This window comes from Microcoleus sp. B4-C1, from assembly GCF_036705285.1.
GTDB lineage: Bacteria > Cyanobacteriota > Cyanobacteriia > Cyanobacteriales > Microcoleaceae > Microcoleus.
Window position 1 is genome coordinate 1 of the sequence record NZ_JAUBUC010000067.1, and the last position, 13201, is coordinate 13201.

Consider the following 13201-nt stretch of genomic DNA (forward strand, 5'->3'; position numbering starts at 1 on the left):
TTCGGGGTACTTCGCTTAGCGCTCAGATTCATCCCCTCTGAATATACGCCCGGGACTTCCCGGCTGGTAGTTAAAATAGATTTCGAGGCAATTTTAGAAATACTTTTGTCTTGACCGATCGCCCTGATGCGGTGTGGAGTGAAAGCAAAAAGTGGTATATAAAAGCGGTTTATATACAGTTTTTATATACCACTTTATATACCACTGCCGATAAACTGCACGGATGGCTAAAGAAGGTGATAACCTCAAAGCCTTGTGTAGTAAGAGATGTACGGAGAGGGTGGGATTTGAACCCACGTTGAAGTTGCCTCCAAAGTAGATTTCGAGTCTACCGCATTCAACCGCTCTGCCACCTCTCCAATTGATTTGAGATGTGAGCTAAAAGTATTTTACCGCACAGTGTGCCAGATTGTAAATCTTTATAAAAAAGAAGTTTGATTTTCTTCAGATTCCAAAGTGGTCTTAAATCCCCCTGTTGGAGTCCACTGGAGGGCTCCGTCGCGCCCTGTCCAGAAAATCTGGGTTTTGCTTTGGCGCAGTTGGGCTGCGGTTTCTGGGTCGATTTCGTCAGCAGAGGCGATCGCCACTTGTGGCCCAACTGCGCTTAACAACTCAGCCGTCAGGGCTTTTCCTGACCACCACAGCACTTGAGCCGGCTTCAAGGTTCCCGTTGCTGCCAATTTTTTTTGCGCTTCCGGTGTCATTTCACCGACGAGCAACCAAGTTCGATTTCCCACCAGGAATTCTACCACCGGAATCTCCGCATTCACCAACTGCAACCGCGTCGCACCCATATCAACTGTACTGTTAGTTTCTAAAGGAAAGTAAACGCCTTGGCGAGATTGCACAGCCGTCATAAATTCCTGATTGTTGCTACGGTAAATTTGTTTGGGAGCGTTATTATCATAAAAGGTTTTTATTGGCAAGCGTGCTAGTAATTTTCCCCAACCACTGCTCAATCCTAAATGACCGTGAGTGGCGATCGCAAAATTCACAGAATTAACTCCTTGCTGCTGCAAAAAAGGCAACACTGTAAACCTTACGGTATTTTCATCACCGCTATTAATTAGCGCCACTTTTCCCCTATCTTGAATTACTAAAACAGGTTCGCCAGATGTCGCCAGCAAAGTAACTTGAAATAAAGATGCTTGAACGTGCCAAGCTGGCAAAACTATGATACTTATTCCCCCCACCAGCGCCAGCGGTAAAATCCAAGCCGATGAAAAAATCGGTAGCGAAATAACTCTACTTTTCCCCTTCTTCCCTTTCCCCTTTTCCTGGTTTTTCCCTCGGACTGCTTCCGGCTTCCGTCTTTTTTCTTCCTTCCTCCTTCTATCCGTTACATCCGTTACATCCGTTACAGAATCCGTTGCCGAACTTCCTTCTTCCTTCTTCCTTCTTCCCCCGATCCAAACCCAGCAAATTAAACTGTAAAGCGCGATTAGCTGAAACACCGATACTTGACCGACAGCTACAGAATTACCGGGTAATTGCGAGAAATATTGGGCGATCGCAATTAACCCCTTTGCCGGATAGTCCAGCAGTTGTGCTAAAACACTGCCAGCGGGCGGAAAAATCAATCCAGCTAAAGCGCTAACCATCCCCCCAATACTCAAAATCCACAGCAAAGGAGCGGCAATAATATTAACTAAAATGCTGTAAGGTGATACGACGCTAAAAACGTAAAGTAGCAGCGGCAGCACCCAAACTGAAGCGGCGATTGGAACCACAACAATCGAAGCGATCGCAGGCGGCATCCAGTCCAACTTTGCCATCAGTGGTGGCGTTGTCACGATTAACCCCAAAGTTGCCAAAAAACTTAGTTGAAAACCTAAATCCCAAATCCACAAAGGGTTAACCAGCAGTAAAATAGTAGCAGCAATTAACAGCAATCCCAGCGGCTTAACTGCGCGGTTGAGCACCAAAGCAAATAGTGTCCCAAATCCCATCAAAGCAGCGCGGCATACTGAAGCTTCAAAGCCAGTTAATCCCACGAGCAAAAATAAAGCACCGACGCCAAAGCTAAATTGCAATTGTTTGGAAAAACGCCTGGTTAAAGCTAGAACTAAAGCCAAAACCATCGAAACTTGAGTGCCGGAAGCTGCGATCGCGTGGGCCAATCCAGCCTGCACAAAATAGTCACGGATGTTGTAAGGTAAATCTACTGCTTGTTTGCCGAGGGCGATCGCACTGATTAGCGGCCCTTCGGGAACATTTAACTGTGATAGTTGCGATCGCACGATCCGCTGCCGCATCGCTTGAATTTTCGATGGCTGCATCCCGCTTGGTTCCAAGAAAGCAGCCGTTTGGCTGTTAACTCGATTTACATCCGCGATCGCCTTTTCTCTCTTCCAGTCAATTTGACGCCCTTTGAGCCCTACAAAAGCTCCTTCTCTGGCTAAATATGCTTGAAAATTAAAAGCCCCCGGATTCGACGGCGGCTGCGGTTTGTACAAGGAACCCACAACTGCGATCGTATTGTCGGCGTACAAACCCGTTGCTTGCAGCAGGGGAACTGTAACGTAGAGTTTGCCGGATACTGGGCGGTTTACAACTGCTCCTCCCTCGCCGCCGTTGATTTCGCTAACTAAATCTGTTTCTAGCCAAAATTGCGATCGACCCGATCGAGTCAATCGAGGCGTACTGACAACTCTACCGCGAACTGTCACTGCCACTTCTTGAGTGTTTCCAACCGCCGGAATCAGTTTGCTGATGTCATCTATGGCCGGTTGGGGCGATCGAACTGCAAAATAAACGCTAGCTAGAAATGCCAGCAAACCAGCAACCGCCCACACCCATTTCGCTCGCGGCAGCATCTCCAACAAACTCAACTCTTCCCTCGCATCTAAGGGTGCTTCAAGAGCATTTTCTTTTTGTCGGCTGCGTCTTTTCTTAGTAACTTTGACAGAATTTTTAGTATATTTCCGCAACAATTTCGGCAGGGCGATCGCTACCGTTATTCCCAAAGCAAGTATCCCGTATCTACCCCAAGAAACCGCTGTAGAAATCAATCCCAAAATGTAGGCAAGACAGAAGATGACACCCGTTGCTTGATTCATTAATTAGCAATTTAGAGGGGGAATATTTCAGGGCAACCTATGCACTCCTTACCAAAGAAACCGGGTTTTTCAGGCGGAGTAAAGGGCTAAACGCCGTGAACTTGGGTAAAAAACCCGGTTTCTGGCTACCCGTGCGTAAGTTATGGCAAAAATTCTTTCCTTATATTCTTTCCCTTCCCCTTCCCCTTCCTCTTCCTTTTCTAAATAGACAGCCCCAATTTTAAACCGAAAGCCGCGTGCAGCACCATAAGTGCAAGGGCCGTCGTGCCTAAATAAGCGTGAACCGCGCGCAGTGCCAGCTTATTGCCCCCAAAACCCGTTAGCGAAATCAAGCTGCCAACAGCCAGCAAAACCAGCACTGCCGAACCAGTCCAAAAATGCGGACTTTCCATGACTGGCTGGTGCTGCATCACCAGCGACAGCAAGCCGCCTGTATAGCCCAAAGCTAGAAACAGAAACATCCACGGTGCAAGCTTGCGGTGATCCGATCGACTTTTGAGTGCGACATCTTTATCGGTTGCCAAACGTCCCTGCCATCCCGTATACCCGACAAAACTGCCCATCGCCACTACCACGATCCCCATCATTACAGGGTGTCCCCAATGGGTAATTGGTTCGGGAATTCCTAGACTGCGAAATTGACTGGCGATGGGTTCTAGTAGTTCGCTTAAATTTACCATTTGATACTGACTCCAAACTTGGCGATAAATATTTTCGGACTAATCATTAAAATATTATAAAATATTAGTGTAGCAAGTGCGATCGTGCACTTCAAAGAGCCGTTTAACCTAACAGCCAAACATTGGTCAAAAGCCTGGATATAGGCAAAACTTAGCCGGCTTGGGCCGGCTGTGAGATGTTTTACAGCAGTGATGCTGCTTCAAGTTAATTATTAGCCCGATCGGCTAAATCTAAGAGCAAAAATAAACGCCATTCGCCCGCACATCACACCCCGTGGGCTGCCTTTTGCCCAATCTTCACAGCCTCATCCTCACTCTGGATGTTAAATTATACCTGCCTGCTCAAAGTTAATTTCAATTCCTTGACTTGTGAATGCCAAAGGGAGAAATTAACATCGCAGCCAAAGAGCAGTCACACTTCTACATTTTGCTAATCGCTCTCAAGGGAGAATCAACTACTGAAAAAAAAACTAGAGGTTCCAAGTTTGAGACTTCGGGAATAAAGTATGCCGTCTGCCCAGGATCGCTTCGATCGACTGATCGCTAAACAGTCTCAAGGCACCCTGATAGCACTCTTGGCTGTTGAGCAGCCATCGCTGTACACATAAATGAACCCTCTCAACTAACTCGCTGGGGATTCGGTTTTAGCAGACAAGCAGCCACTTTCTTGCGTCGCCTTCCTCGGAACCGTGCAATCGCTACACTCACTGGGCCGTCGCTAAAGTAGCTTCCGAAGGTTGGATTTGATACTTTACGAGATTTGCCAGTTCTTGTAACTGATTAATCGCTTCTGCACCTTCTAGTTTCATGAGTTCGCGGTCGTCCCGCATCTCAGTCCAAGTGATACCGTAATCTGACACTAAAAATCGAATCAGATGGTTGTCCGTCAAACTGACCATAAATGAGGCACTGTTCATCTGACCCCCGCAAGTGTAGCAGGATGCCAGATAACCCCGATGCTCTAGCACGATCGCTAAAGCTTGGAGGTTCATTACCAAATCTTGAACGAATTTACGGTGTTGTTCTGCAAGTCTCAGAAACACAGTTCTCCTCCTATCACCACACCGTGTATTTTACAGCCCATTTAATAATTTCTTAATAAATGGGTATTTAGGTGCTGGTTCAGTATACGTTTAGTATGCTCAAAAAAAATCGGATTAGCGACCTCTTCAGCCTACCTATACTAGATTAACCGAGTTGTGCTCGAAACGAAGTATCAGCAGCAACATTCACTCAAAACAGGCTCTCGCGGGGGACTCCAGCCGGAAAATTTGCCTGCTGTCAGGGCTGATTCAGCCGTTCGAGAGCCCAAAGATACAAATAACTAATGATAGTAATGAAATTAGTTAAGTAGAAGAGTTCAATCACCCTGGGGATACTCGTCCCAAAGCGTCGTCGTCTGCCGCAAGCTCCGAAAATCGCCATTCCCCAAAATCAAGTGATCCAGTAGCGGAATCGACAAAAACTGCGCTCCCGCCAGCAACTGTCGCGTCAAAGCAATATCCTCCGGGCTGGGTTCCACAATCCCCGATGGGTGATTGTGCGAGATGATCGCCCGCGTCGCCCCTTGGCGGATCACCTCGCGAAAAATATCCCGTGGGTGAGCCAAAGTTTCCGTTGCTGTGCCGATCGTAATTACCTGAGTACCCAGCAGCCGATTTTTCACATCCAGCAACACCACAGCAAAACGTTCCTGAGACTGCCACATCAAATCCTGACTCAGGGCATCAGCCGCCGCTTGAGGAGAGTCAACCACAGCCATTTCCGGCGGCCGCGACTGAAATACCCGCTTCCCCAACTCCACTGCGGCCAAAATCGAAGTTGCCTTAGCCGGGCCAATCCCGTGAATCTGCGTCAACTCCTGAACGCTAATACTGCGTAGCACAGCCAGAGGATCGCGGGAATGCAAACTCAACTGATTTAAAATATACTGTCCGAGCCCTACGGCGGAAAGTTTGCCTTGTCCTTGACCAGTACCCAAAAGAATCGCAATCAATTCTGCAGTCGCCAAACTTTTCGGGCCCCCGGCCATCAGCCGTTCCCGTGGCCGTTCACTCGTTGGCAAATCGACAATTCTCAAGCTGTAAGTCATAGCTGCACCCGCACCGCAAGCTCAACAATTAGACAATTTTAGCCGATCGATTTGCGTTCTTCTATTCGTACAATCACCGAAAAAAGCCTTCATCAATAACCGAGGCTGTTGGCAGATAAAATCTAACCCAGGGTTTCGCAAGCGATCGAGTCTCGATGTCGATCGAGCTTAAACCGATCGCCCGGATATGCCTCTAACACTCGCTGCGCTTGGGCTTGAGTCGCAAATTGACACTCCCCACGGCTAGAAGCCAGACCGGGCGGATTTATTCTGACCGGATGATTATATAATAGAACCGGCGCGAGGCTAGGGGACGATCGCCCGTTCTATCCAAACTCTGTGCATAGCTCCATGAATTTAATTGAAGCTATTATTGCAGTGTAAGGATTCAGGTCTGAAAAATGGGAATAAACGAGCGGCATAGGCAAGGCACAAGAATGTGCAGAAATAGCCTCACGGAAAAAAGCCATTACTCAACGAGCTTGAAAACGACAGGTTTGAATCACACGAGCGGAGATTAGCAGTTTCCTCAAATCGTTTCATCGAACGAGAGCCGCCAAAAACTTTCCGTTTAGTTACAGCTAGCCATAGAGAAAGTTCTGCTAAATTATTATCCGGAGACATCGAGGACTCATCCAGAAAATACCACCACTGTTTTGCTTTATCTGGTAAGTATTTGAGCAACAAACCTGCGGCATAACCCACAAGGATCGACCAAGTCACCAAAGCTTGATTCAATCTTATTTTGAAATCTTGATCCCACGAGTTGTAGGTAAGGAGCGCGAATTAAATAACTTACAATTTTAATTGTTATTGTGGGATGGGCTCTTATAGCCCGTCATTTTTGGACGGGCTATAAGAGCCCATCCCACTTTCAAGAGTGGAAGTTATTTAATTCTCATTCCTAAGTATATCCTTTGTCTTGCGCCAGGACTCATGGGCGATAAGCTGTTCGGCATTTAAAAGACGATAGTAGTGTGCCTCATTACAGAAGTGTTTCCCGCATAAGCGCGTAAGTGTTCACTCCTGACACCAGAGAGATTAATTCGGTTGAATAGCCGCTAGAATTTGTCCGGCTGTCACCGTTTGCCCCTTTTCACAAAACAACTCGGCAACAGTGCCCGCAACATCAGCAGTAATAGCAATTTCCATTTTCATCGCTTCCAAAATTAACAGCCGATCGCCCTCAGCAACCACATCTCCCACATTAACCAGCACCTGCCAAACATTAGCCGAAACGTGAGCGACAACAGCCTCACAGTCGATCGGCAAAGTAACCTCCGCCGCCGTTTCCGAAGCCATATCCGCCGAAGATTCTGCTGCTGATTCAGCTTCAAATTCCCCGGATGCGGCCCAGCGATCGCGCTCTGCATTAAATGCCGCCTGCTGCTGCGCTTTAAACTCAGCAGCACTGCCCGCAATAGAATGCAAAAACTCATTGTATTCTCTCAAATTAAAAGTGATTTCCTCAACCTTTAATTGAAACTTCCCTTCGATAAATTCTTCCCGACAGCGGTGCAATTCCTCATGAGAAACCGGATAAAATCGGATTTGGTCAAAAAAGCGCAAAAGCCAAGGTTTACCAGACTGGAAATCCGCCGTTTGTTTGAACCGATTCCACATTTGTACCGTGCGGCCGACAAATTGATAACCTCCGGGCCCTTCCATCCCGTAAACGCACAAATACGCGCCACCAATGCCAACTGCATTTTCAGGAGTCCAAGTGCGGGCGGGATTGTATTTAGTAGTAACCAAACGGTGGCGCGGATCGAGGGGAGTTGCGACGGGGGCGCCTAAATAAACGTCTCCCAAACCCATCACTAAATAGCTAGCATTAAATACAATTTCTCTGACTTGTTCGATGCTGTCAAGCCCGTTTATGCGGCGAATAAACTCAATATTGCTGGGACACCAAGGTGCATCCGATCGCACAGACTGCATATATTTTTCAATGGCCAACAGCGTCGATTCATCTTCCCAAGATAAAGGCAAGTGCACAATTCGCGCCGGCACTTCCAAATCCTCGATCGCCGGAAGTTCCGCCTCAGCCGCAATCAGCGCCTGCATTAGCTGCTGTTGGGAAATCTGGCGGCTGTCAAAGTGAATTTGGAGCGATCGCATTCCCGGCACTAATTCGATAACACCGGGCAACGGATTTGCTTTCAACTGTTCCATCAATGCGTGCGCCCGAAAACGCAAATTTAAATCCAGCACCAACGGGCCGTATTCAACTAGAATATATTTATCCCCAGCTTGACGGTAAGTAACAGCAACCTGTCCCGGAGATTCGGGAATTTTGTGCAAAATTGGAGAAGCGGGAACTGCGGGCAATTTATCCGCATTTTCCTCAAAAACAGGCACACAAAAAGTAGCAATTTGCTTATCTTGTGCTAATTCCCGCTGCAAAGCTTCAGCAAAACTCAAACAGTGAAAGCGAATGCTGTCCCCCGGTTTTAGTTGCCCGATTTTCCACAATTCCGACTGCACAATAGTAGCAGGACACACAAAACCTCCCAAACTCGGGCCGTCAAGACCGAGAATTACAGGCATATCGCCCGTAAAATCGATCGTGCCGATCGCGTAAGCATTATCGTGAATGTTAGACGGGTGCAAACCCGCTTCCCCGCCGTCTTGACGCGCCCAAGTCGGCTTCGGGCCGATCAGCCGAATGCCCGTCCGCGTCGAGTTGTAATGCACCTGCCATTCTGTAGAGAAAAACATTTCGATGTCTGACTCAGTAAAGAAATCCGGCGCGCCGTGAGGGCCGTACAAAACGCCGATTTCCCAATTATTGCTGTAGGTGGGAATTAGTTCTGGAGGCAAAGATATTTCCGCTTCCAGAGTTGCAGTTTGGTTGAGTTTCAATACATCTCCCGGACGCAGCGTGCGGCCCGCGTGTCCGCCAAATTTGCCCAGTACAAAAGTTGATTTGCTGCCCAAATAATCGGGGACATTAAAGCCGTGTTTTACTGCTAAATAAGTGCGGTAGCCGCCGCCTTGAATGGCTTTTAACTTGAGAATGCTGCCAGCTTTTACGGGAATTGCTGTCCAAAACGGCACCGATTCGCCGTTTAGCGTTCCCTTCATAGTTGCACCAGTTAAACTAATAACTGTATCGGCATTAAAGCGCAGAGTTGGGCCTGTCGCTGTGAATTCCAATCCTGCTGTCGATTCGGGATTTCCTACTAAACGATTTGCCGATCGAAATGCCAGATGATCCATCGGCCCAGAAGGCGGCACGCCAACATCCCAATAGCCAATCCGCCCCGGATAATCTTGAATGCTGCTGTAGGTTCCCCCATCCAATACATCGATCGTTAAAGGTGCGTATTCAAAAGAGTTTAAAAAGCGCGTGCTCAGTTCGCCCCGGCTGAATCGGGCATCGTCCAAAATCTGGCGCAGGTAATCTAAATTAGTTTCAATTCCCGCTATTTCACTGGCATCTAAAGCAGCTTTTAGTTGAGCGATCGCCTGGGTTCGATTATCCGCGCAAACGATTACTTTGGCTAGCAGCGGATCGTAAAAAGGAGTTACCTCAGTGCCGGTTTCTATCCAACTGTCGCAGCGGACGTTTTCGGGAAACGCAACTTGATTCAGCAACCCGGAACTCGGCTGAAAATTCTTGCCGGCATCTTCCGCATAAATTCGCACCTCAATTGAGTGTCCCTGCGGTTGATAGCGGTACTCTTCCAGGGGGAACAAATCTCCAGAAGCCTGTTTTACCATCCACTCAACGAGGTCGATGTTGTTGACAGCTTCAGTAACGCCATGTTCAACTTGCAGGCGCGTGTTGACTTCCAAAAAATAAAACTGTTTCGCATCGACATCAAAGACAAATTCAACAGTACCGGCTGACTGGTAATTTACCGCTTTTCCCAACCGCACGGCTGCACTGTACAACTGATTTCGCTGTTCGTCGCTAATAGCAGGGGCGGGGGTTTCTTCAATTACTTTTTGATTGCGCCGCTGCACCGAACAATCTCGCTCGCCCAAGGCTATGACATTTCCTTTGCCATCTCCAAAAATTTGGACTTCTATGTGCCTGGCTGTTTGAATGTATTTCTCTAAAAAAACGCCGCTTTGTTTAAAATTGCTTTGACTCAAACGCTGTACTTTTTCAAAGGCTTCTGCCAAATCTCGATCGCCAAAACAAGCCTGCAAACCAATGCCGCCGCCGCCTGCGGTACTTTTGAGCATCACCGGATAGCCGATCGCCCCAGCCGCTTTTTGGGCATCCTCCAAACTGGCTAAAAGTTCGCTTCCGGGAGTTAGCGGCACTTGATTTGCAGCAGCTATTTCCCGCGCGGTGTGCTTCAATCCAAAGCAGCGCAACTGACTCGGAGTCGGGCCGATAAATGCAATATTTTCGCTTGCACAAGCTTCGGCAAATTCAGCATTTTCGCTTAAAAAGCCGTAACCCGGATGGATAGCTTGAGCTTTAGTTTGGCGCGCAACTTCGAGAATGCGATCGAACCGCAAATAACTCTCGGCTGCGGCGGCTGCACCGATACAAACGGCTTCGCTGGCGGCGAAAACGTGCTTGGCATGGGCGTCGGCTTCAGAATATACTGCTACCGAAGCAATTCCGAGGCGATCGAGGGTGCGGATAATTCGGCAGGCAATTTCACCGCGATTTGCAATCAAAACTTTGTTAAACATTTAGAGAATTGGGAATTGATAAGTGCTAATTGATAATTGATAATTGCTAATGGGCAATCGATTCTTCAGTCCTCTTTAGAGGACTTTAGCTATTAGCCAGGGGTTTAAACCCCTGGCGGTTTCTGGCGGGTATGCAGCTACAACCTACACCGCATCCCAAACAATCAACTGAATCGGCGTAGGATTGTAAGCATTGCAAGGATTGTTCATTTGCGGGCAGTTAGAAATAGCAACCAGCGCGTTCATTTCAGCTCGCAAATCAACTGTACTTCCCGGATCAGAGATGCCGTCAACAATTTCAAGCGTGCCATCTTCGCTAACCGGAACATTCATAAAGAAGTTGATATTGCTGACTAAATCTCGCTTACCCAAACCGTAGGGAAGAATTGCGGCGAGGAAATTTTCAACACAGGCGTGCTGGTATTTTTTATCTAGTCCAAACCGCACCGAATTGCTCTCGCAGCTACAGGCGCCGCCGGAGGTATCGTGCCGCCCGCAGGAGTCAGCAATTATGGTCATCATGGCTCGCCCTTCGTTGGAAATGAGTTGGCTGTTTGTAGTGACAAAGATGTTGCCTTGATTGACGATCGTATCGGGGGCGCTGTAGCGTTCGGAAGGGTCATCGGCATTGTAAACTAAAAAATCTACTGCTTGATTTCCGCCTAAATCTACAATCCGAAGAATCTGTCCTTTTTTGATGACACGAGACCAGGGATGTCTGGCGGGTAAAACTTCGTTATAAATTGCATTTTTTGGATCGAGAAGTTGTTGGGTAGTTGCAGTCATGGTTCACTTTTTGTGATGGAATAGCAGAATTTTTTACCGCCAATTGGTGCGGACAAGATTGAGTGCTGGAATCGAGTCTATTGTACGAACAAAGCATCGGTGTTGATGAAGCCGCGCACTGCTTCCGGGTTGGCGGTGCGGCACAAGTCGTCTGGTGCGGGTGCGGGGGATTTCACAATCTGAATTTGGATGGGTTTTGGATCGTAAATTGAACCCGGATGCAGGATGTGGGGACAGTTAGAGATAATTGTCAATACGTTCATTTCGGCTCGCAAATCGATAAAACTACCCGGTTTCTCGCAGCCTTCGCGAAACTCCATTGTGCCGTCTGGTTTGACGGCAATGCGAGTAAATAAGTTGAGGTTGGGCATGATATCTTTTTTGCTCAATCCCCACCGAGTTAGGGCTTTGAGGAAGTTGTCGCGGGAGTTTTTCCAGTCTCCTTCGCCGTATTTTTTGGCATTGCTAATGGCGTTGCTGCATCCTCCTAGCAAATCGTGACAGCCGGAGGTGTCTTGGGTGATAGAAAATAGGATGCGCCCCATGTCTGTGTAAAGCACCATGCCTTGTTTGAGAAAGGCGTTGAATTGAATTTTGGCGGTGTCTGCTGCGTTGAAACGTTCGATCGCATTGTCGGCGTTGTAGCACAGCATGGAAACGCCGCGAGAGCCTTCTAAATCGGTGATTCGCAGGGTGTTTCCCCGCTTGATGACTCCCGACCAGTACGCGCCGCCCGGTACGGTTTCTTGCATTAATACGAGGTCAGAATCAATTTGTGAGTTTGTGTCGATCGATGATAGTTGCACCATAAGTTCCTCTTGATGTATTTGGGGGGGGTGAGGGAAACAAAACAATAGTATTTTGTAGTGGCAAAACTCACCCTCTCCCAAAGTAATATTTATCTACACTGATATTTTGCACCATTCTCAATAACAGGCAAGATGCCTGTTCCACAAGAAAATTTAGTCTTTGTGGGGTGGGCATCCTGCCCGCCCGAACAGGCAAGATGCCTGTTCCACAATAAAATTGAATTTTTTTGTGGGGAGTAGGGGTTGGGCTTCTAGCCCGCCCGAACAGGCAAGATGCCTGTTCCACAAAGAGTAAAAGTGCAACTACAAACCTATTTCTATTTAAGCAGCCATTGCAACTGCTTCCTGTCCGTGTTTCCGCATCAAATCCATGAGTTCGTCGCGGTAATCGTGGAATTTGGCGTGGCGTTTAATGCTGGGAGTGCGATCGGGCAAATTAATCGACATTTCCTTTCTCACTGTACCGGGACGAGCACCCAAAGCATAAATCCGATTGGAAAGAAACACCGCTTCTTCGACATCGTGGGTAATCATAAAGATTGTAATCTGAGTGCGGCGCCACAAATCCAGCATAAATTCGTGCATCGATTCTTTAGTGTGGATATCCAAGGCGCCGAAAGGTTCATCCATTAATAACACTTTAGGTTCAGAAGCGAGGGCGCGGGCGATCGCCACCCGCTGTTTCATCCCGCCCGACAATTCCTTCGGTAGCGACGAAGCAAACTGCGTCAATCCTACCACATTCAAATAATAGCTCGCTTGTTCGCGTCGCTTTTTCTTGGAAACGCCTTGAAGTTTGAGGCCAAACTCGGCATTTTCCTGCACGTTCATCCAAGGATAAAGAGTGTAATGCTGAAATACCATACCTCGATCCGGCCCAGGCGAAACAACTTCCTTGCCGTCAATTTTCACTTCCCCTGTTGTCGGCTTGTCCAATCCCGCAATCTGCCTCAACAGAGTAGATTTGCCCGAACCGGATGCGCCTACCGCGCAGATAAATTCGCCTTGCTTAATGCTCATATTGATGTCCTTGAGGACAACTAATTTACCCTTTTTCGTTTCAAAGTTTTTGTGCAGATTGTTGATTTGTAGAAACATGAGTTTATCCTCTGTATT

The 13201-nt window shown here is 47.7% G+C and carries 8 protein-coding genes, 1 tRNA gene and 1 pseudogene; all 10 read right to left on the reverse strand.

All coding sequences use genetic code 11. The features are described 5' to 3' along the window. Positions 1-272 precede the first annotated feature (272 nt). The 10 genes and pseudogenes from QUB26_RS23015 to QUB26_RS23060 all read right to left on the reverse strand — a co-directional run bounded on the left by QUB26_RS23015 (position 273) and on the right by QUB26_RS23060 (position 13183). A tRNA-Ser gene (locus QUB26_RS23015) sits at positions 273-359 on the reverse strand. 60 nt (positions 360-419) lie between these two features. Then, positions 420-3059, reverse strand: a complete 2640-nt coding sequence (locus tag QUB26_RS23020; protein WP_333319878.1) for a ComEC/Rec2 family competence protein — start codon at positions 3057-3059, stop codon at positions 420-422. Positions 3060-3259: 200 nt separating this feature from the next. Further along, a complete protein-coding gene (locus QUB26_RS23025) occupies positions 3260-3739 on the reverse strand; it encodes a DUF4079 domain-containing protein (protein WP_015176986.1) in 480 nt (159 codons plus the stop codon). A 704-nt stretch (positions 3740-4443) separates the two neighbouring features. Further along, the gene (locus QUB26_RS23030; protein ID WP_015176985.1) at positions 4444-4782 is read right to left on the reverse strand and encodes a DUF1815 family protein; all 339 of its coding nucleotides are present in this window, start codon (positions 4780-4782) and stop codon (positions 4444-4446) included. Positions 4783-5099: 317 nt separating this feature from the next. Next, positions 5100-5831, reverse strand: a complete 732-nt coding sequence (gene radC / locus QUB26_RS23035; protein WP_172193060.1) for a RadC family protein — start codon at positions 5829-5831, stop codon at positions 5100-5102. 476 nt (positions 5832-6307) lie between these two features. After that, positions 6308-6533 (reverse strand): annotated as a pseudogene (locus QUB26_RS23040) (IS66 family transposase); the annotation flags it as partial. Positions 6534-6872: 339 nt separating this feature from the next. Continuing rightward, entirely contained in the window at positions 6873-10490 is a 3618-nt protein-coding gene (gene uca / locus QUB26_RS23045) for an urea carboxylase (RefSeq protein ID WP_333319880.1), read from the reverse strand. A gap of 144 nt (positions 10491-10634) precedes the next feature. Continuing rightward, complete coding sequence (locus tag QUB26_RS23050) at positions 10635-11276, reverse strand: urea amidolyase associated protein UAAP2 (RefSeq protein ID WP_333242906.1); 642 nt, start codon at positions 11274-11276, stop codon at positions 10635-10637. 77 nt (positions 11277-11353) lie between these two features. Further along, positions 11354-12085 (reverse strand): urea amidolyase associated protein UAAP1, encoded by a 732-nt coding sequence (locus QUB26_RS23055; RefSeq protein ID WP_333319882.1) that lies wholly within the window; start codon positions 12083-12085, stop codon positions 11354-11356. Between the two features lie 321 nt (positions 12086-12406). Next, positions 12407-13183 (reverse strand): ABC transporter ATP-binding protein, encoded by a 777-nt coding sequence (locus tag QUB26_RS23060; RefSeq protein ID WP_333081668.1) that lies wholly within the window; start codon positions 13181-13183, stop codon positions 12407-12409. Positions 13184-13201: the final 18 nt, after the last annotated feature.

What these genes read in the sequence shown, in the direction of transcription:
- uca (WP_333319880.1), bottom strand. Translation starts at nt 10,490, where the DNA reads ATGTTTAACAAAGTTTTGATTGCAAATCGCGGTGAAATTGCCTGCCGA.
- QUB26_RS23055 (WP_333319882.1), bottom strand. Translation starts at nt 12,085, where the DNA reads ATGGTGCAACTATCATCGATCGACACAAACTCACAAATTGATTCTGAC.
- QUB26_RS23060 (WP_333081668.1), bottom strand. Translation starts at nt 13,183, where the DNA reads ATGTTTCTACAAATCAACAATCTGCACAAAAACTTTGAAACGAAAAAG.
- QUB26_RS23025 (WP_015176986.1), bottom strand. Translation starts at nt 3,739, where the DNA reads ATGGTAAATTTAAGCGAACTACTAGAACCCATCGCCAGTCAATTTCGC.
- QUB26_RS23050 (WP_333242906.1), bottom strand. Translation starts at nt 11,276, where the DNA reads ATGACTGCAACTACCCAACAACTTCTCGATCCAAAAAATGCAATTTAT.
- QUB26_RS23020 (WP_333319878.1), bottom strand. Translation starts at nt 3,059, where the DNA reads ATGAATCAAGCAACGGGTGTCATCTTCTGTCTTGCCTACATTTTGGGA.
- radC (WP_172193060.1), bottom strand. Translation starts at nt 5,831, where the DNA reads ATGACTTACAGCTTGAGAATTGTCGATTTGCCAACGAGTGAACGGCCA.